The following is a 19,054-nucleotide window of genomic DNA, read 5'->3' on the forward strand; positions in this document are numbered from 1 at the left end:
TCGAAACGCTACATAGGGTCTGAGCTGTTACGGAAGAGGTAGTGTCGAGTTCGTTATGCGGGCGCTCCGTGCCACGGCGCTCCGCTATGCGGGCGCTTCGCTGTGCGGGTCTTTGCTGTGCGGGTCTTTGCTGTGCGGCAGGCGCGCGTCGGCGACTCGCATGGCGAGGATCGCGGCGAGCAGGGCCACCGCGCCCAGCCCGACGGGGTGCTCCACGAAGCCGAAGCCGAACGCTGCCGAATTGTCGAGCAACTTCGGTAGGACGACGTCAGCGTCCCGACCCGCCACCGGAAGCGCCGGCGCCACGGCCAGCGCCCCGAGCGCAGCCGCCAACCCAACCGCCACCCTGCGCCCGCCGATGCCAATTCGCGCAGTGGCCGCGCCGACCGGTCCGCTCACTCGTGCAGCAAGAGTGGCCGCTTTGCGCGCTCGTGCGGCGAGGGTGTTCGCTCTGCTCGCTCGTGCAGCGAGGGTGGCTGCTTTGCTCCTTCGTACAGTGCGGGTGTTCGCTCTGCTCGCTCGTGCGGCGAGGGTGCTTGCTCTGCTCGCTCGTGCAGCGAGGGTGGCCGCTTTGCTCGCTCGTGCGGCGAGGGTGTTTGCTCTGCGCACTCGTGCAGCGAGGGTGACCGTTCCGCTCGCTCGTGCAGCGAGGGTGGCCGCTTTGCTCATTCGTGCGGCGAGGGTGTTCGCTCTGCGCACTCGTGCAGCGAGGATGGCCGCCCCGCTCACTCGTGCGGCGAGGCCGGCCGCTCCGCGTGCTTCTGCTGTGAGCTTGTCCGCCGCGCTGCGTGCGCCGGCGTGCTGGGTTGCGATGTGCGCGCCGGCTCCGGTGGGTGCGTGGGTCAGCTTGCGCGTCGAGGAGGCCGCGGCGGCCGGGCGACGGAGCGCCGGGGCGAGAAGGAAAGCGGTGCACAACAGCATCGGCCCGGCCGAGACGGCCGCGTTGGCCAGCAGGATCTCGGAAGCGTGGAAGGCCGGGCCGGAAGCTTGGAGCCCGCCGAGGGCCACGGCTCCTTCGCTGAAGTGGGGGCCGAACGAGACGGTGTCGCCGGGCAACAGGGCCAGCGGGAACCAGGCCGGAGCTGTCCACGCGGGCACGCCGAGAACGGCCGCCGCATGCGCCGACCCGGCTGCCGTCGCGAGATCGAGCGCAACCGCGCCACCGGCCACGGCGACCCACCGCCGGCCCGGTGAAGCGGCCCAGCGCAATGCGAGCGCAACCCCCACGGCCCAGGTGATGACGGCCGGAGCGATGTCGGCCGCGCCCATGAACGGCATCATCGGCACCGGATTGCCCACGAACAGGAACGCGAACAACGCCGCCGCGACCAGAACGATCGAAGCACGAACCCGACGGCCGATCAGGGTCAGCGCGGCGACGCCCAGCAGCAGTATCGCGGGGGCCAGGGCCTCGGACCCGCGCGCCAGATTCGTCGCCACCGCCGCCAGTAGCGTGACCCCGGCCGCTGTCGCAGCCCGACGTCCGACGACGACTGAGCGGTCCCGCCACGACGGCTCGTCGACGGCCGGCGAAACCGCCAGCGATCCCGCGAAGGCGAGCTTCCGGGCGGCCCGCCGACGGCCGGTGATCGAAGCCAGCTCGGCCAGCCATTCCTCCCGCATGAGCGGCGCCAGGTCGTCCGGCCAGCGCCGGGCCGCGACCCGGACCGCCGCTCGCGCCACCCGATCCACCACTCCCATCAAGCCTCCCGCAAGCGATCGAGGACGACTGCTGCTCGCTGGGCTGCGCGCGGGAAGTCGAGCGCGACCGCGGCTGGCTGGGCTGTGCGCGTGGAGCCGAAAGTGACCGCGGCTCGCCGGGCTGCGCGCGGAAAGTCGAGCGCGACCGCGGCTGGCTGGGCTGTGCGCGTGGAGCCGAAAATGACCGCGGCTCGCTGAGGTGCGCGCGGGAAGTCGAGCGCGACCGCGGCTCGCTGGGCTGAACGGGGGAAGTCGAGCGCGACCGCGGCTGACAGGGCTGTGCACGTGAAGCCAAAAGTGACCGCGGCTCGCCGGGCTGCGCGCACGAGGTCGATAACGCTTCCGGCGGGCAGGGCTGCGCGCGGGAAGTCGGAGGTGGGTGCGGTCGGCTGGGCTGCGCGCATCACGCCTCCCGCGCTTCGCCCAGAGGGCCGGCGGCGCGGGACATCTGCTGGCGCATCAGGGCGACCTCGCGCCGGGCCGCGACCGCGCCGTCGGCGGTCAGCAGGTAGTAGCGGCGGTTCGGGCGGCCCTCGGTGGCCGGGTCGATCTGTTCCCAGCGCGACTCGACCCAACCGGCTCGCTCGAGGCGGGCCAGGATCGGATAGAGCGTGCCGCTGGGCAGCCCGGTGTCCTGCATCAGCTCGAGCCCGTACCGCTGTGCCCCGGGCTCGGCGAGCAGCCCGGCCAGCACCTTCAGCACCGAGGCGGTGATCCGTGGCTCACCCATGTATGCACTCTACATAGGGTGGGCCGGTCTGGCCATCTTCGAAGATTTCATGTCCGGAAAGGCCGACATGACGGAATCCCGGTGGTGCGCGCGGCGGCGGGACACGACATGATCGCGGACACCGGTTCCCCGGCGTGACCAGTGATCGGAGTAGGACTCAGCCATGCTCGTGTCGTTTCCATCGTTGCTGGCCCGGACGCAGTCGTTCGGGCTGGGGCGGCCGCATCGGTTCACGGTTGCCCCGGACGGCAAGCGGCTGCTGTTCCTGCGCAGCCTCGGCGGCGAGAACCCGGTCCGGCTGTTGTGGGAGCTCGACCTCAGCACGGGCGAGGAGCGGCTGGTCGGTGATCCGGGTGCGCCCGGCGACGCGGGACCGATGTCGGCGGCCGAGCGGGCGCGGCGGGAAAGAGCCCGGGACAGGTCGGCCGGGATCTCCGACTACAGCACCGACAGCAGCGTGCGCGTCGTCGCGTACACGGCGGGCGAGAAGCTCTACCTCGCCGACACGGTGACGGGGGAGGCGCGGGAGCTGCCGGCCCGTACGCCGCTGACCGACGCCACCATCAGCCCGGACGGCGCCGCCGTGGCCTACGTGCACGACGGGGCGCTCCGGGTGATCAACAGCGACGGCACGGGGGACCGCGCGCTGGCCACGCCCGAGGGCGACGACATCACGTACGGTCTGGCCGAGCACGTCGCGGCCGAGTCGATGGAACGTACGCGCGGATTCTGGTGGGCGCCCGACGGGCAGCAGCTCGCGGTGGCCCGGGTCGACAACTCGCCGCTCGAGGTCTGGTATCTGAGCGACCCGGCCGACCCGGCCGCGCCGCCGACCGCGCAGCGCTACCCGCGGGCGGGCACGGACAACGCGATCGTCGAGCTGTTCGTGCTCGGCCTCGACGGCGCGCGCCGGGGCATCGACTTCGGCTGGGACGCGTACGAATATCTGGTCGACGTCGTGTGGGACCAGCACGGCCTGCTCGCCGTGCTGCAGAACAGGCCCCAGACGGCGATGCGGGTGCTCGCCACCGACAGCGGGGACGTGCTCGCCGAGACCACCGACCCACTGTGGACGACCATCGTGCCCGGCTTTCCCCGGCGTACGGCGGAAGGCTCTTTGATCTGGACCGAGGACACCGGCGAGACCCGGCACCTGACGGTGGGCGGCGAATCGGTGACGCCGCCCGGGCTCCAAGTCGCCTCGTTGTGCGGGGTCGACGGCGACACCGTGCTGTTCACCGGCTCGTCGGAGCCGACCGAATCACACCTGTGGTCCTGGTCGGCGGCCGAGGGGCTGCGGCAGCTCAGCACCGAGCCGGGCGTGCACACCGGCACGCGGTCGGGCGGCGCGACGGTGATCAGCTCGTCGACGCTCAGCGGCAGTGCGGTGACCTTCGGCGGCCGTACGGTGGAAAGCCTGGCCCTCAGCTCGCCGGTGGTCCCGAAGGTGTCGCTGCTGCGCGCGGGCCCGAACGAACTGCGCACGGCCGTGCTGTTCCCGGCGGTGTGGCAGCGCGGCGAACGGCTGCCGGTGCTGCTCGACCCGTACGGTGGCCCGGCCGCGCAGATCGTGCTCGCCGACCGGCGGCACTTCTACGTCTCGCAGTGGTTCGCCGACCAGGGCTTCGCGGTGATCGTGGCCGACGGCCGGGGCACACCCGGGCGGGGTCCGCGCTGGGAGCGGGAGGCGCGCGGCGAACGCATCGGCAAGGTGCTCGACGACCAGATCGAGGCGCTCGAGACCGTGGCCGCGCTCTATCCCGAACTCGATCTGGGGCGGGTCGGCGTGCGCGGCTGGTCGGACGGGGGCTACCTGGCCGCGGCCGCGGTGCTGCGCCGGCCCGACGTCTTCCACGCCGCGGTGGCCGGCGCGCCGGTGACCGACGAGCGGCTCTACGACACCCACTGGCAGGAGCGGTTCCTCGGCGATCCCCGGGTCGACCCCACGCCGTACGAGAAGGAGTCGTTGATCGCCGACGCCCCGCGCCTGGAACGCCCGCTGATGCTGATCCACGGCCTGTCCGACGACAACGTCTATCCGGCGCACACGATGCGGCTCTCCGCGGCCCTGCTCGCCGCCGGAAAGCCGCACAGCCTGCTGATGCTGGCCGGCGCCAGCCACATGCCGCCCGACGTCGACCTGCTCACGCCGCAACTGCGGTTCCTGCAGGATGCACTCGCCCCGCGCTGAGCTCCAGCACCCGGTCGACCCGGTCGAGGCCCTCGGGGCGGTGGGTCAGCACCAGCACCGTGGTGCCGATGGCGCCCAGCACGTCGGCCATGAGGTCCTCGGCCACCTCGGCGTCGAGGCCCTCGGTCGGCTCGTCCAGGATCAGCAGCGCGGGCTCGGCCAGCAGGGCACGCGCGATGGCGAACCGCCGGGCCTGACCGCCCGACATCGTCGTGCCACCACTGCCGAGCCACGTGTCGAGGCCCTGCGGCAACGCGTCGAGCCAGCTTCCCAGCCGTACGCGGGTGAGGGCAGCCCGGAGCTCCCCGTCCGAAGCACCCGGCCGGGCCAGCCGGAGGTTCTCGCGCACCGTCGACGCGAAGACGTGGTCGGTGTCGTCGCCGACGAGCACGACCCGGCCGCGTCCCGGCGAGACGACGCCCCCGCGCGCACTCAGGAAGCCGGCGAGCACGGCGGCCAGAGTCGACTTGCCCGAACCGGAGCGGCCCAGCACCGCCACCCGGGCGCCGGCCGGAAGCTCGAGGTCGAGGTCGCGCAGGACGGGTTCGGCGCCCCAGCCGGCCGTGACCCGCTCCAGCCGGATGTCTTTCGTACGGCTCAGGCTTGTGGCCATGACCGGTTCGGCGGCCAGACGGCCCTCGGCGGCCCTGGCGCGCTGCCGGGCCACAGCCGCGTCGGGCAGCGCGAGCACGCTCTCGCCGAGGGCGACCGTGGCCAGCAGCAGCACCGCGGCCCACTCGGGGGTCAGCCCGCCCAGCGAGAACGCGACACCCACGACGGCAAGACCCCAGCCGAGATGCGCGATCGCGGTGGACCATCCGGCGGTGTGGGCGGCCCGGGCCTCCAGCCGGGCGAGGTCGCGGCTGCGCCGGTGCGGCACGTCGGTGAGGCCGGCCCCGGTCGCCAGATCCTCCAGTCCGTCGACCGTCTCGACCATCGCGTCGCGCAGCCGGGACCGTGCCTCGCCGGTCGCCGCCTCGTCCTGCGCGGCCTGGCGGGCGGCCAGGGCGGGTGCCACGATCCCGGCGATCAGGAGGCCGGCGGCCAGCGGAAGCGCGGCTTGCAGGCTCAGGAGAACCGAGGCGGCGCCGGCCACGGCGAAGGTCACGGCGGCTACGAGTACGGGCATCCGGCCCCGTAGGAGGCCGTCCACCCGCGCGTCGACGTCGTCGGCCACCCTGCTGAGCAGGTCGCCGCGGCGGCGCAGCCTCGGGCCGGGCACCCGCGGGACCAGATCGGCGAAGACCCGGGCCCGCCAGGCGCCGAGCCGGGCGAACGCGACGTCGTGCGCGACCAAGCGCTCCAGATACCGCAGCAGGGGACGGGCGACGGCGCTGCCCCGCACCAGCACCACCGCGGTCGAGAGGGTCAGCACGGGTGGCAGGAACGAGGCCCGCACCAGAAGCCAGGCGGCCGCGCCGGTCAACACGATTCCGGCCAACGACGAGCCGCTGCCGAGCGCGACCGCGACGCCGGTTCGCCGCCACCATCGGGCCGCTGGTTTCCCGTTGGCCGCCGGTGGAGGCGTCGCGTCTTGGCCGCCGTGCTGGCGCAGGGTCGTTGCGGCGCTGGTGGGCTGGAGTGGGGCTGCGTCCGGGTTGGTGGGCTGAAGTGGGGTCGATTCCGAGCTGCCGGGAGTGTGCCGGCTTGGGCCGAGGGCTTCGGCGGGCGGGGACCAGCTCGAGTCGGACAGGGTGATGCCTGGCGTTGTGATGCCTGGCGCTGTGATGCCTGGCGTTGCGATGCCTGGCGTTGCGATGCCTGGCGCTGTGACGCCTGATGCCGTGACGCCTGGCGCTGCGGCGCGTGACGCCGCGGCGACTGGCGGGGCGCCTTGGACGGCTCGGTCTGCGATGGCGGGCGGCGAGGCTACCGGGACGATTCGGTCCGCGGCGGCGAGGAGCGCGGGGCGGTGGGCTACCACTAGGACCGCGCACCCGGACCGAGCAGCTTCGCGAAGGCGCTCGATGACCAGCGCTTCCGTGGTGGCATCGAGGTGGGCGGTCGGTTCGTCGAGTAGCAGGGCGAAGTGCGTCTTGTCGAGCCGGCCGTCGGAGCTGTGGACAACCGGGCCCCCTGTGGACGACGCCGTCCTGTTCGTCGGCGAAAAAGTAGGGTGGCTCCATCCCCGGGCGGGTGGGCTGGCTAGGGGTTGTAGGGCCGACGCTTCGGGTGTGCCGGGTGTGCCGGGTGTGCCGGGTGTGCCGGGTGTGCCGGGTGTGCCGGGTGTGCCGGGTGTGCCGGGTGTGCCGCGTGTGCCAGGTGTGCCAGGTGTGCCGGGTATGCCCAGCGTGCCGGCCGTCTCGGCCGTCCTGGGCGTCCCTGCTGTCCCGGGCGTCCCGGGCCTGCCGGCCTGGTGGAGCAGGGCGGCCAAGGTCAGACGGTGGCGCTGGCCCGCGGACACACCGGCGCCGCGCTCGCCCAGGGGTGTGGTCGGGGAGAGGGCGGTGTCCAGACCGACGGTCGCGAGCGCGGCGGTCACGTCGGCTTGGGGGGTGCCGGTCGGGAACAGGTCGGCTACGACTCGGGCGTGGGGCAGCGCGGGGCGCTGCGGAAGGTAGAGCGGGTTCGCTGCTCGGGCGGATCCGGCGTGGGCTTCCTGCAGGCCGGCCAGGACGCGGAGGATCGTCGTCTTCCCGGCGCCGGACGGGCCGCTGAGCGCGACGATTTCGCCGGGGCGCACGGCGAGGTGGTCCAGCGCGGCGGCGTCGCGGGTGGTTCCGGGATAGCGGGCACGGACGCCCAGCGCGACGATGCCTGGTTCGGCCTGGGAGTTGGCGGGCGCGACGATTCCGGCAGGGTGGGCTTGAGCGCTGGCGGGCGGCGCAATGACTCCCGCGTCTCCGAAGTGGGAGCGCATGGCAGAAGCGGCTCCGGGCTTCGAGGCGCCGTTGATCGGCGTTGTGATGCCGCCGGCGGTGGGGGAGCCGTCCGTGGTGGCACGGGAGCCGGGCGGGTCGGCGCTTGCCGCGCCGGTGACGGTGTCGGTGGGTAGCGGGGTGACGGTGCCGACACGGGGTGCCGGGGTGGACAGGATCTCGTCCACGTCGGAGATCACCGCGGTGGCGTCGGTGGAGGCGTGGTAGCGGGCGGCCATCTCGCGCAGCGGGCGGTAGGCCTCGGGCGCCAGCAGGATCACCAGGAGGGCGGGGCCCAGGGCCAGGTTGCCGGCGGCCACGCGCAGGCCGGCCTCGACCGCGATCAGGCCCACGGAGAGGGTGGCCACCAGGTCGAGGGCGGTGGACGAGAGGAAGGCGACGCGCAGCACCCGCAGGGTGGCTGAGCGGTGCTGGTCGGTCAGGTTCTCGATGACCTCGGCCTGGCGGGTGGCGCGGCCGAAGACGCGCAGGGTGGGCAGTCCGCGGACCACGTCGAGGAAGTGGCCGGCCAGGCGGGCGTCGGCCTGCCAGCGTTGCCGGGCGCGCGCCTGGGTGGCCCAGCCGATCAGGGCGCCCAGGAGGGGGATCAGCGGCAGGGTGACCAGCGCGACTACGGCCGAGGCGGGGTCGACCGCGGCCATGGCCAGGATGACCAGCGGGGGCAGCGTCACGCCCAGCACCAGGGCGGGCAGGTAGCCGCTGAACCACGGTTTCAGGGCGTCCAGGCCGGTGGTGAGCACGGCGGTCAGCCGGCCCGCGCCGAACGACGCCACCCAGGCCGGTCCGCGCCGGGGCAACGCGGTCAGCATCGAGCGGCGCAGTTCGTCGGTGACGCGGGCGGCCGTGCGGCGGGCCACCACCTGCTCGCCCCACGAGAGCAGGGCCCGGGTCGCGTACGCACCGGCCAGCAGTACGGCCGCCCAGCCGGGGCCCCGGGTCACGAGCAGGGCGAGGGCCACCGCCACGAGCAGCGTGGCGACGGCCTGGCCCGCGCCGAGCAGCGCCAGGCCGGCGATGCCACCCCGGCTGGTGCGGGCGTGCCGCACCAGCCGGGGGTCCAGCGGCCCGCGAGGCGGCGCGGATCGCTGGGACGCCACGGCTTCCGGACCCGGAGAGGAGGGAAGCGCGGAAACCGCGGCAGCTGAGGGGGAAAGTGCGGCCGGCGCCGCGGGGGGAGCGACAGGCGCGCCGGAAGAGGCGGAGGCAGCGGCAGGCGCGTCGGAGGAAGGGGAGGCAGCGACATGCGCGTCGGGAGGAGCCGAGGCTGTAGTGGGTGCGGGGGAGATGGGTGTCATGAGGGAACCCGTTCGCTGGCTACGCGGCGGCGGAAGACCCAGTAGGAGTAGGCCTGGTAGGCGACGACTCCGGGGAGGATGAGGACGCCGGCCCAGGTGATCAGCTCCAGGGCCTGGGGGGTGGCGGCCGCGGCGTCGCGGGTCAGGGCGTACGCCGGGTCGATCGTGCTGGGCAGGACGACCGCGCCGTGGGTGGTGAAGACCGCCACCACGGCGCCGGCCACTGCGGCGGCCGTCGCGCCGAAGGCCAGGGCCTCGCGACCGGTGCGGGCGAGCAGGCCGGCGGCGAAGGCGAGCACGGCCGCCAGCAGGGTGATGACCGAACCCGTGCCGATGCCGGCCAGCAACAGCGCGACCGCGCCGCCCGTGCCCAGCCACCGCGACAGGCTCGCCGCGCGGCGGCGGAGCGGGCCGCTCGTCCGCAGCGCCAGGAACGTCGCCCCCAGCAGGAGTGCGGCGTAGAGGGCGGCCAGGGCGCCGAGGCCGGCCGCCGGAGTGAGCACCGGTCCGAACGTACGGTCGAAACCGCCGCCCACCACGTCGCCGTCGGCGTTGATGGCGAGGCCGTGGGCGAACGCCGCCAGCAGGGCGCCCCACACCAGCACGATGCCCAGCGAACTCGCCGCCAGCGCCACGTCGGCCCGGCGGCGGTAGCGGGCGCCGTCGCCCTTGCCGCGGAACTCGAGCGCCACGCCGCGGACCGCCAGCAACAGCAGCAGGACGACCATCGGCAGGTACAGGCCCGCCAGCAGCGCGGAGTACCAGGCCGGGAAGGCCGCGAACGTCACGCCGATCGCCGCTACCAGCCACACCTCGTTGCCGTCCCAGAACGGGCCGATGGTGCGCACGGCCGCGCCGCGCTCGTGGTCGTCGCGGCCGAGCACGGGACCGAGCAGGCCCACGCCGAAGTCGAAGCCTTCGAGCACGAAGTACAGCGCCCAGGCCAGCACGACGACCGAGAACCAGAAGGTGATCACGTCAGGGCTCCTCAGTAGACGGGTGCGGGCTCGGGCTTGTCGGCGGCGGCAGCGGCCGGCGCCAGGGGCTGCCGCGCGAGGTGGCGGACCAGCCGCAGCCAGACCACGGCGATCACCCCGTAGACGACGGTGAACCCGGCCAGCGACGTGATCACCTCGGAGCTGGTCAGCCCGGGGGAGATGCCGTCGGCGACCTTGGAGATGCCGAACGCGATCCACGGCTGCCGCGCGGTCTCGGTGAAGATCCAGCCGAAGGTGTTGGCCGCGGCGGGCAGCAGCGGAATGAGCGGCAACCAGCGGGTCAGCCGGCGGGGAGCGTTACGGCCTTTGCGCGTACGCCAGAGGTAGTAGGCCGCTACGGCGGCGGCCAGCATGCCGATGCCGATCATCAGGCGGAATGTCCAGAACGCGACCGGGATCATGGGCACGTACGAGCCGGGCCCGAACTCCGCCGCGTACTGGGCCTGCAGGTCGTCGATGCCCTGCACGGTGGCGCCGGGGTTGCCCTTGGCCAGGATGGAGAGCAGCCAGGGGATCTCGAGCGAGAACTCGGGCAGCGGTTTGCCGGTGGCGAACACCGAGAACGGCGCGCCGGCGGTGGTGGCGTAGAGCGCCTCGGCCGCGGCCATCTTCATCGGCTGCACCTCGGTGATGACCTTGCCCAGGTGGTCGCCGGTGAGCGCCGTCAACGCCCCGCCGGTCAGGGTCAGCCAGGCGCCGAGACGAGCCAGGGTCCGGTACGCCGGGTCGGCCGCGAGCCGCCACACGCCGAGCGCCAGCAACAGCGCGCCGCCCACCATGATCGCCCCCGAGATGGTGTGCGGGAAGGCGGCCAGGTTGACCTTGTTGAGCATCAGCTCGGTGAACGACGTGAGCCGGGCCCGTCCGGTGACGGGGTCCAGGGCGTACGCGACGGGGTTCTGCATGAAGGAGTTGGCGGCCAGGATGATGAACGCCGACAGCAGCGTGCCGACCGCCACGATGACGATGCAGGCGGTGTGGATCGCGCGCGGCAGCCTGTCCCAGCCGAAGTACCAGAGCGCGAGGAACGTCGCCTCGAGGAAGAACGCGAGCATCCCCTCGATGGCCAGGGTCGGCCCGAAGACGTCGCCGTAGAAGCGGGCGAACGCGCTCCACCCCAGACCGAACTGGAATTCCTGGACCAGGCCGGTGACCACGCCGACGGCGAACGTGACGATCAGGATCTTGCCGACGAACTTGGTCAGGTGCAGGTACTGCTCCTTCTTCGTCCGCAGCCAGGCGATCTGCAGGCCGGCGGCGCTCGCGGCCAGGCTGATCGACAGCGGCACGAAGAAGTAGTGGTAGATCGTCACGACCGCGAACTGCAGGCGTGTCCAGTCCAGCACGTCCATGTGGGTGCCTCTCTACGACGTCTCGTAGTAGATACTACGTCGCGTAGTACGACGCCCTGCAGTAGGGCCGGTATGCTCGGTCACATGGCTCTCGGAGATTTGGAACGCGAGGTCATGACGCAGTTGTGGGACGCCGGTGAGCCGCTCACCGTGCGACAGGTGCACGAGCGCCTGAGCCGTCAGCGCGATCTGGCCTACACGACGGTGATGACCGTGCTCGACCGGCTGGCGAAGAAGGGCGTGGTCACCCAGCAGAAGGCGGACCGCGCCTATCGGTACGTTCCGGCGCAGACCCGGGAAGAGATGACCGCGTCCGTGATGCTCGACGCGCTGACCTCCAGCGCCGATCAGGACGCTGCGCTGGCGTACTTCGTCGGACAGCTCCCGCCCGACGCGCTGGCCGCAGCAATCGAAGCAGCGCAAAAGGCACGATGATTCCTTTTTTGGGTGGCGGGCGGGGCGGTCGGACGGGGTGACCGCGCTTTTGCTCGGCGCGCTCGGCCTGACCCTGTCGCTGGTCGTGCCGGGTCTGCTCGCGAACGCGCGCTGGCCCGACAGGGCGCCGGTGGCCGCCGTCGTGCTCTGGCAGTCGATCACCCTGACCGCCGTCCTGGCCGCCCTCGGCGTCGTGCTGGCCGCCCCGGAAGAGGTCACCCGCGCCGCCGGCTCCGGCCGCCCGGTGGCTGAGGTGGCCGTGATCGGCGCGCTTGTGGTGGCCGCCGTGATTATCGTGCGGCTGCTGCTCTCGCTGATCGGGGTGAGCCGCCGCTCGCGGGCCCGCCGTGCCCGGCATCGCCTGCTGGTCGACCTGCTCGACCGGGCCGAGCAGCACCGCGAACTGGGCCCGGACCACCTGCGCGTGCTCGACGGGCCGCTGCCGCTGGCGTACTGCGTGCCCGGCCGCGAGCCGCGGGTGGTGCTCAGCCACGGCGCGCTCCAGGTGCTCGACCGCGAGCAGGTCGACGCCGTGCTCGCCCACGAGCAGACCCACCTGCGGCACCGGCACGAGGTCGTCATGGAGTCGTTCACCGCGTTCTACCGCGCGGTGCCCCGGCCGTTGCGCAGCCGGCTGCCGCTCGACGCCGTCCACCTCCTGCTCGAGATGATCGCCGACGACGTCGCCCGCCGCCGCGTCGGCGCCGGTCCGCTGCGGGCCGCGCTCGAGCGGTTGTCCGACGCCATCCCCCTGACGGAGGACGTGAAGCCCGGCCCCAGGGGTGACGCGCGCCGTCGCCGGCTGGCCCGGCTGTCGGCGTCGCACAAACCGTCCGTCGCCCTGAACACGCTCGTGGTGGCGTCCGCGGTGGGTCTGCTGGTGTTACCCACCGTGATTCTGGTGGTGCCCTGGCTCGACCGGGCCCTCGAAGCGTGGCCCTTGTAGTCACGCTGCGTAGAGCACCGGGGTGTGGCTTCAGTCTTCGCATGATCGGGAGTACGGTGTTCCCCGGTCCGCCGACCCCCCATCGTCGAACCGGCGGCCGAGGGAAGAAAGGACACCCAACCTCCGTGCGTCGTGCCGCAGTAGTGCGCAGCCTGGTCTGCGCCCTCGCCGCGGCCGGAGTCATCTTCTCCGGCCCCGCCGTGGCGCAGGCAACCCCCTCGCCGGGAACGGTCGAGGCGCAGATCGACAAGCAGTGGAACCAGCTCGAGCCGGTCATCGAGCAGTACAACGACGTGCACAGCAAGCTGATCAAGAACCGTGCTCAGCAGAAGAGGCTGGCCGCCCAGATCACGCCGCTCCAGGTGAAGGTCGACCTGGCCATGCAGCAGGTGCGCGGGCTGGCGATCGACGCCTACAAGCAGGGCGCGCCCAACGCGGTCAACGCGCTGCTGGTCACCGGGTCCCCGACCGGGCTGACCGACAAGCTGCTCTACCTCGACCAGCTGGCCCGCCACCAACGGGCCCAGGTCGCGGATGTGGCGGCGCTGCGCGACAAGCTGACCGCGACCAAGGCCGACCTCGACGTGGTCACCAAGTCGGTCGCCGCGCGCGACGTCGACCTGGCCAAGCGCAAGACCGCCATCGAGTCGAAGATCACCTCGTTGCAGAAGCTGCGCATCCAGGCCTACGGCACGGCCGACGTCAACGACGGGCCGTTCCGGCTCGGTCCGTGCCCCGTCGACTACACCAACGACAAGGGTGGCCGGGCCGCGCAGAAGGCCTGCGACCTCATCGGCAAGCCCTACGTCTTCGGTTCGGCCGGTCCCAACTCGTACGACTGCTCGGGTCTGACCCAGGAGGCGTGGGCGAGTGTCGGGGTGCACCTGGACCACTACACGAAGGACCAGTGGACCCAGGGCCGGCCCGTCTCCAAGGACGAGCTCCAACCGGGTGACCTGGTGTTCTATTACCCGGGCAGCCTCCATCACGTGGCCCTCTACATCGGCGGCGGCATGGTGGTGCACGCGCCGCACACGGGCGACCATGTGCGGATGGCGACGATCGACCGGGGCCCGATCGCGGGTTATCGACGACCGGGCTGAGTTCTGTGTTTCGCGACAGGTCGCCGGGCGCCTGCCCGGCGGCCTCTCGTCGTCAAAGGCGGCGCGGGCATAATTCGCTGTCATGAGCGACTCGCCCCTGATCGACAGCCTCACCGCGGCCGTCGAGGCCCGTCCCGAAGATCTGACCCTTCGCCTGCATCTGGCCGAGCTGCTGGTGGGCGCGGGCCGGGGCGCCGAGGCGATCGGGCATGCGGCCCAGGTGCTGGCGCGCGAGCCGGGCAATGTCACCGCGCAGAAGCTCATGACGTCCGCTCTCGGTAAGCCCGCCCCGGCTGAGGAGACTCTCGGCACGCCCGCCCCGGCTGAGGAGACTCTGGGCACGCCCGCCCCGGTCCAGCAGGGCGTCGACTGGGCCGCCATGGAACAGGACCTCGGCGACATCGTGCCGCCGCGTTTCTCGCATGAGCCGGAGCCCGTCCAGGGCCACGAGGACCGTACGTTCGACGTCGAGCGGTCCACGGTCACGCTGGCCGACGTGGGCGGCATGCAGGAGGTCAAGAAGCGCCTCGAGGTGTCGTTCCTCGGCCCGTTGAAGAACCCCAAGTTGCGGACGTTGTTCGGCAAGTCCCTGCGCGGCGGCCTGCTGCTGTACGGACCGCCCGGCTGCGGCAAGACGTTCCTCGCCCGCGCCGTGGCCGGTGAGATGGGCGCCGCCTTCATCTCGCTCTCGATCACCGACGTGCTCAACATGTGGATCGGCAGCTCCGAGCGCAACCTGCACGACCTGTTCGACTCGGCCCGCGGGCACGCGCCGTGCGTGCTGTTCCTCGACGAGATCGACGCGCTCGGGCACAAGCGCAGCCAGCTCAACTCGTCGTCGATGCGCACGGTCGTCAACCAGCTGCTGACCGAGCTCGACGGCGTCGACGGCAACAACGACGGCGTCTTCGTGCTGGCCGCGACGAACGCCCCCTGGGACATCGACTCGGCCCTGCGCCGTCCGGGGCGCCTCGACCGTACGCTGCTGGTGCTCCCGCCCGACAAGCCCGCCCGCGCCGCCATCCTGCAGTACCACCTGCGCGACCGCCCGGTGGCCGGCGTCGACCTGAGCCGGGTGGCCGACGCCACCGAGAACTACTCGGGCGCCGACCTGGCCCACGTGTGCGAGACCGCGGCCGAGTTCGCCATGCGCGACTCCATCACCAGCGGCGAGATACGCATGATCAACCAGCAGGACATGCTGACCGCGGTCCGCGAGATCCGCCCGTCCACCGACGGCTGGTTCGTCACCGCCCGCAACGTGGCGATGTTCGCCAACGAGTCCGGGGAGTACGACGACCTGGCCGCCTACCTCAAGAAGCGCCGGCGGTGAGCTCGCCGCCAGACGTGTACTGGCGGGCTCAGAAACTGGCCGAGGTCGGGCACTACGCCGAGGCCGAGCGGATCACCCGCGCCGGTCTCGCCGCAGCGCCGGCTGACGCATGGCTGCTCACGCTTCTCGCGTCGGTGCTGCGGCTGCGGCGCGACTACGCGGGCGCTCTGTCCGTGGCCGACGCGGCCATCGCGGCGGACCCGACGCTGGCCGACGCGCACCGGGAACGCGCGGAGAACCTGATCCTGATGGTCCGGATCCGGGACGCGGTTCAGGCGGCCACCGAGGCTGTGCGCCTGTCACCGTCGTCGGCATCCGGACATTTCGTACTGGCCCGGGCCTTGGCTGCGGGGCGGCAGTTCGATGCGGCCCGGGTTGCGGCTGCGCACGGGCGCTCACTCGATCCGCGGTCGGTCGAGGGGCTGCTCACGGTAGCCGACGTGGAGCGGGACGCGGGCAACCGTGAGGTGGCCCTGGCGGCGGCGCGGGCGGCCCTGGCGATCGAGCCCGACAACGCGTACGGGCGCTGGCTGACCGCGATGCTGGACGCCGAGCGGCTGAAGGTCCGGCGCTCGATGCGGGCGCTGCGCGAGGTGGCCCGCGACCATCCCGGGCGGGCCGACATCGTGTCGATGACCTGGCCGATCCGCGGCGTGCTGAGCGGCCTGCGGCGCGGCCTGGCGGCGAGCGCGGCCCTGGTCTGCGTGCTGCTGGTGATCGGCTCCTGGTGGTGGGAGCCGGCCGGAACGTTCGCGCGGCTGGTGGCGGCGGTGCTCGCGGCGGTGATGGCCGGCTTCGCGGCCCGGGTGCTGATCCCGGCGGGGCGGCTGCCGTGGCGTTGCCTGCGTCTGTTGCCGCGGCTGATGCGCCGGGCCGACATCGCGGGTCTCGCGCTCACCGGCACGGCCGTCCTGCTGCTCGCCCTGTACGCGGGGGTCGCCTGGTGGCCGCTGCCTGTGCTCGCGCTCGCCGCGACGCCGGTGTTGTGGCTGCTCAGCATGGTCGAGTTGCTCGGCGCGGGCCTCGACGACCCGGGCAGCCGCCAGGCGTTGCGCGACTGGGCCGACGAGCTGCGTGATTGGTGGCGCACGACCAAGACGGACCTGCGCGACACCTGGAAAGACGGGGACGCCACCCGCGGCAACGGATGACGCCCCCTTGTCGATCACTTGCCGGTGGCGGGCTTCTCCGGCGTGGCCGCGGCCTCGGGGCGGCGGCCCGACCGGGCGTAGGCCAGCATGGCGACGATCAGGGCCAGCACGCCGGCGACCAGCCCGGCGATGCCGAACGCGCTCGAGCCGTCCGAGCCCTTGACGTCCGCGGTCTCGGCGTCGGCCACGGCGGTCGCAGTGGGCGCGGCGGCGGCCGTGTCGCTGCCCTCGGCGGCCGCGGCGCCGATCTTGAGCACCGGCGCGGGCGATTCGGGCTCGGTGCCGTCGGTGGTCGGCTCGTCGATCCAGCGGACGATCGTGCCGTCGGAGTAGGTCTGCAGCGCCTTGAAGACCATCTCGCCCGACTCGGGCAGCGGGCCCAGCGAGACGTCGAACTCCTGGAACTGGCCCGGCTTGACCTCGGAGCCGGCCTTGGCGGTCCAGGTGATCTTCGAGACCGCCTCGGTGACCTGCGCGCCGTGCGCCTCGAGCGGCTTGGCCGGCTTCGAGACGGTGGTGGCCACGTCCCACCCGGTGATCGGCTTGACCGACACCGAGGCGACCGGCTTGTCGGCGGGCAGGTTGACCTCGACCTTGGTGGTCGAGTCGGTGTCGGACTCGTTGGGCACCCGGAAGGTGACCTTGGCGTATCCGCCCGCGGCCGCGGTGTCGGGGTTCACCGTGACGTGGGCGGCGGCCGGCGCGGCCAGGGCGAGGGTGAGGCCGGCGACGGCCGCGCCCACCAGTGCCGAGCGCTTGATGAGGGACATCCTTGTCGAACCTTCCGCAGGGGGATTCAGGGCATTCGACGTTGGTCGCTCCCCGCCGCGGATTGGTTCCCGGCGATTCTCACCGAAGTGCGGGCAGCCGTACGTCGACCCGCAGCCCCGGGTCGGCGCCGGCCAGCCCGACCGTACCGCCGTGCCGTCGTACCAGCTCACGGACGATCGCCAGGCCCAGCCCGGAGCCGCCCGCGTCCCTGGCCCGCGCGTCGTCGAGCCGGGTGAAACGGTCGAAGACGCGCTCGCGGTCGGCCGCCGGGATGCCCGGCCCGTCGTCGGTGACCGAGATCAGCCGGTACGTTCCGTGTGCCGTCACGGTCACCCGGACCTGCGACTTGGCATGCCGCACGGCGTTGTCGAGCAGGTTGGCGACCACGCGGCCCAGCGCGTCCGGCTCGCCGGTGACCTCCATGGGCGCCGACGGCCGCACGTACGTCACCGACGGGTAGCGGTCGGCCACGTCGCCGACCAGCGAGCCCAGGTCGACCGAGCGGAACGGCGCCGAGATGGCCCGGCCGCCGCCGTCGTCCGCGCGGGCCAGCAGCAGCAGGTCGTCGACGAGCCGGCTGAGCCGGTCGACGTCGGTCAGCAGGTCGTGCGACAACGCCTGCCAGTCGGTGTCCGGCAGTCGCTGCGAGACCTCGAGTTCCGTACGCATGTTGGTCAGCGGACTGCGAAGCTCGTGCGCAGCGTCGGCGACGAACGCGCGCTGCCGCACCCGGGCCGACTCGAGTCGGTGCAGCATGCCGTTCAGGGTGACCGCGAGCCGGTGGATCTCGTCACGGGACTCGGGCACGGGCAGCCGTCCCTCCCGCGTACCCCCGGTGATCTCTTCGGCCCCCGCCCGCAGCGCGTCGACCGGATGCAGCACGGCGCCCAGCACCCGCCACAGCACCACCGCCAGCAGCGCGATCAGCAGCGGGAACGTCACCACGAGGGCCAGCCGCAGGATGTGCACGCCCTGGTTCAGGTCGTTGGTCGACCGCGCGACCAGCACGCGCACCGGGTCGGTGGGCGGCCCCGCGGTAACCATCACCACCCGCGCGCCGCCGCCGACCAGCCCGATCCGGCTGCCCGGGATGTCACGTACCTGGCCGTCGGCGAGATCGCGCAACTCGTCCGGATAGAGCATCGGCGTCAGCCGGTCGGCGCCCGGCGAGAGGGCCAGCACCCGCCCCTGAGCGTCGATGACCTGCACCTGCATGGCCGGGTTGACCTCGATGCGCTCGCTCAGCGACTTCTGGTCGACCAGCTTGGCCACGCCGCGCGCGGTCTCCAGCGCCTCGGTGTTGACCGCGCGCAGCAGCGCGAAGTTGAGCACCCCGACCAGCACGACCCCGCCCAGGGCGAGCCCCGCGGTCAGCCCGAGCACCGAGACCAGGACGAGCCGGGCCCGCAGGCTGATCTCGCTCGGGCGCTTCACGGCATCGCTGCCAGCCGGTAGCCGGCGCCGCGCACGGTCTCCAGGCGTTCCCGGCCGATCTTGCGGCGGACGTAGCCCACGTACACCTCGACGGCGTTGGGCGCGGTCTCGTCGGCCGCGTCCCACACGTGGTCGAGCAGCTCGATCTTGCTCACGACCTGGCCCGGGCGGCGCAGCAGATATTCGAGCAACGCGAACTCGCGCGCCGTGAGCTGGACCTCCGCGCCGGCCACGGTCACGCGGCGCTCGGCCGGGTCGAGCTCGATGTCGCCGTGGCTCAGCACCGTGGGCCGCTCGTGCACCCCGCGGCGGAGCAGCGCCCGCAGCCGGGCCAGCAGAACGACGTACGAGAAGGGTTTGGTCAGGTAGTCGTCGGCCCCGCAGTCGAGGCCGTCGGCCTGGTCGTACTCCCCGTCCTTGGCCGACAGCATCAGCACGGGCACCCAGTTCTGCTCGGCCCGCAGCTGCCGCACTATCCGATAGCCGCTCAGCCGGGGCAGCATCACGTCGAGAATCATGGCGTCGTAGCCGCCGTGCCGGGCCATCTCGAGCCCGTCCTGCCCGTCGCCCGACACGTCGACCGCGAAACCCTCGGCCTGCAACCCACGCTGAAGCGCCGCCGCCAGGCGCGCCTCGTCCTCAACCACCAGCAACCGCACCCCATTACCTTGGCATGCGAGGGGCAACCCCTAGGGGCGGCTCTCAGCCCGGTCACAGCGGCGATGACGCACTCTT

15 protein-coding genes are annotated in these 19,054 nt (G+C 72.6%); 6 read left to right on the plus strand and 9 right to left on the minus strand.

The window, feature by feature from the left end; translation table 11 throughout:
* Nucleotides 1–84: 84 nt before the first annotated feature.
* The 3 genes from LXN57_RS18630 to LXN57_RS18640 are packed head-to-tail and all read right to left on the minus strand — an operon-like array spanning nucleotide 85 to nucleotide 2,431.
* Nucleotides 85–1,701: a hypothetical protein gene (locus LXN57_RS18630; protein ID WP_251799444.1), complete on the minus strand. Its 1,617-nt coding sequence runs from the start codon at nucleotides 1,699–1,701 to the stop codon at nucleotides 85–87.
* Complete coding sequence (locus tag LXN57_RS18635) at nucleotides 1,701–2,105, minus strand: hypothetical protein (protein WP_251799445.1); 405 nt, start codon at nucleotides 2,103–2,105, stop codon at nucleotides 1,701–1,703. The genes LXN57_RS18630 and LXN57_RS18635 overlap by 1 nt, the downstream gene beginning before the upstream one ends.
* Nucleotides 2,105–2,431, minus strand: a complete 327-nt coding sequence (locus tag LXN57_RS18640) for a PadR family transcriptional regulator (RefSeq protein WP_251799446.1) — start codon at nucleotides 2,429–2,431, stop codon at nucleotides 2,105–2,107. Before LXN57_RS18640 ends, LXN57_RS18635 begins: the two co-directional genes overlap by 1 nt.
* A 163-nt stretch (nucleotides 2,432–2,594) precedes the next feature.
* On the opposite strand from LXN57_RS18640, the gene LXN57_RS18645 reads away from it, so the two are divergent.
* The gene (locus tag LXN57_RS18645; protein ID WP_251799447.1) at nucleotides 2,595–4,622 is read left to right on the plus strand and encodes a S9 family peptidase; all 2,028 of its coding nucleotides are present in this window, start codon (nucleotides 2,595–2,597) and stop codon (nucleotides 4,620–4,622) included.
* On the opposite strand, the gene cydC is transcribed toward LXN57_RS18645, so the two are convergent.
* The 3 genes from cydC to LXN57_RS18660 all read right to left on the minus strand — a co-directional run bounded on the left by cydC (nucleotide 4,576) and on the right by LXN57_RS18660 (nucleotide 11,146).
* Nucleotides 4,576–8,598: a thiol reductant ABC exporter subunit CydC gene (gene cydC / locus LXN57_RS18650; protein WP_251799448.1), complete on the minus strand. Its 4,023-nt coding sequence runs from the start codon at nucleotides 8,596–8,598 to the stop codon at nucleotides 4,576–4,578. The genes LXN57_RS18645 and cydC overlap by 47 nt on opposite strands.
* A gap of 194 nt (nucleotides 8,599–8,792) precedes the next feature.
* Nucleotides 8,793–9,773: a cytochrome d ubiquinol oxidase subunit II gene (cydB, locus tag LXN57_RS18655; RefSeq protein WP_251799449.1), complete on the minus strand. Its 981-nt coding sequence runs from the start codon at nucleotides 9,771–9,773 to the stop codon at nucleotides 8,793–8,795.
* 11 nt (nucleotides 9,774–9,784) lie between these two features.
* Complete coding sequence (locus LXN57_RS18660; RefSeq protein WP_251799450.1) at nucleotides 9,785–11,146, minus strand: cytochrome ubiquinol oxidase subunit I; 1,362 nt, start codon at nucleotides 11,144–11,146, stop codon at nucleotides 9,785–9,787.
* Nucleotides 11,147–11,230: 84 nt separating this feature from the next.
* Here LXN57_RS18660 and LXN57_RS18665 point away from each other — a divergent pair, with 84 nt between their 5' ends.
* The 5 genes from LXN57_RS18665 (at nucleotide 11,231) to LXN57_RS18685 (ending at nucleotide 16,114) form a co-directional block, all read left to right on the plus strand.
* The gene (locus LXN57_RS18665; protein ID WP_251799451.1) at nucleotides 11,231–11,581 is read left to right on the plus strand and encodes a BlaI/MecI/CopY family transcriptional regulator; all 351 of its coding nucleotides are present in this window, start codon (nucleotides 11,231–11,233) and stop codon (nucleotides 11,579–11,581) included.
* Nucleotides 11,582–11,618: 37 nt separating this feature from the next.
* Nucleotides 11,619–12,527, plus strand: a complete 909-nt coding sequence (locus LXN57_RS18670; protein ID WP_251799452.1) for a M56 family metallopeptidase — start codon at nucleotides 11,619–11,621, stop codon at nucleotides 12,525–12,527.
* A 125-nt stretch (nucleotides 12,528–12,652) separates the two neighbouring features.
* Nucleotides 12,653–13,630: a C40 family peptidase gene (locus LXN57_RS18675; protein WP_251799453.1), complete on the plus strand. Its 978-nt coding sequence runs from the start codon at nucleotides 12,653–12,655 to the stop codon at nucleotides 13,628–13,630.
* An 82-nt stretch (nucleotides 13,631–13,712) separates the two neighbouring features.
* Nucleotides 13,713–14,963 carry an AAA family ATPase gene (locus LXN57_RS18680; RefSeq protein WP_251799454.1) on the plus strand — a complete coding sequence of 417 codons (1,251 nt, stop codon included), beginning with the start codon at nucleotides 13,713–13,715 and terminating at the stop codon, nucleotides 14,961–14,963.
* The gene (locus tag LXN57_RS18685) at nucleotides 14,960–16,114 is read left to right on the plus strand and encodes a tetratricopeptide repeat protein (protein WP_251799455.1); all 1,155 of its coding nucleotides are present in this window, start codon (nucleotides 14,960–14,962) and stop codon (nucleotides 16,112–16,114) included. The genes LXN57_RS18680 and LXN57_RS18685 overlap by 4 nt, the downstream gene beginning before the upstream one ends.
* Before the next feature lie 14 nt (nucleotides 16,115–16,128).
* Here LXN57_RS18685 and LXN57_RS18690 read toward each other — a convergent pair whose 3' ends face one another.
* From LXN57_RS18690 to LXN57_RS18700, 3 genes are all read right to left on the minus strand, one after another.
* Nucleotides 16,129–16,884, minus strand: coding sequence for a YcnI family protein (locus tag LXN57_RS18690; RefSeq protein WP_251799456.1), 756 nt, complete (start codon nucleotides 16,882–16,884; stop codon nucleotides 16,129–16,131).
* A gap of 79 nt (nucleotides 16,885–16,963) precedes the next feature.
* A complete protein-coding gene (locus tag LXN57_RS18695; protein WP_251799457.1) occupies nucleotides 16,964–18,319 on the minus strand; it encodes a sensor histidine kinase in 1,356 nt (451 codons plus the stop codon).
* Entirely contained in the window at nucleotides 18,316–18,978 is a 663-nt protein-coding gene (locus LXN57_RS18700; protein WP_221381328.1) for a response regulator transcription factor, read from the minus strand. Before LXN57_RS18700 ends, LXN57_RS18695 begins: the two co-directional genes overlap by 4 nt.
* Nucleotides 18,979–19,054 lie beyond the last annotated feature (76 nt).

Origin of the sequence: Paractinoplanes hotanensis (genome assembly GCF_023717965.1) — a bacterium.
GTDB classification, from domain to species: domain Bacteria; phylum Actinomycetota; class Actinomycetes; order Mycobacteriales; family Micromonosporaceae; genus Actinoplanes; species Actinoplanes polyasparticus.

Coding starts and splice junctions, on each gene's coding strand:
- LXN57_RS18640 (WP_251799446.1), bottom strand. CDS start 2,431: ATGGGTGAGCCACGGATCACCGCCTCGGTGCTGAAGGTGCTGGCCGGG.
- LXN57_RS18680 (WP_251799454.1), top strand. CDS start 13,713: ATGAGCGACTCGCCCCTGATCGACAGCCTCACCGCGGCCGTCGAGGCC.
- LXN57_RS18660 (WP_251799450.1), bottom strand. CDS start 11,146: ATGGACGTGCTGGACTGGACACGCCTGCAGTTCGCGGTCGTGACGATC.
- LXN57_RS18635 (WP_251799445.1), bottom strand. CDS start 2,105: ATGCGCGCAGCCCAGCCGACCGCACCCACCTCCGACTTCCCGCGCGCA.
- LXN57_RS18690 (WP_251799456.1), bottom strand. CDS start 16,884: ATGTCCCTCATCAAGCGCTCGGCACTGGTGGGCGCGGCCGTCGCCGGC.
- LXN57_RS18630 (WP_251799444.1), bottom strand. CDS start 1,701: ATGGGAGTGGTGGATCGGGTGGCGCGAGCGGCGGTCCGGGTCGCGGCC.
- LXN57_RS18645 (WP_251799447.1), top strand. CDS start 2,595: ATGCTCGTGTCGTTTCCATCGTTGCTGGCCCGGACGCAGTCGTTCGGG.
- LXN57_RS18665 (WP_251799451.1), top strand. CDS start 11,231: ATGGCTCTCGGAGATTTGGAACGCGAGGTCATGACGCAGTTGTGGGAC.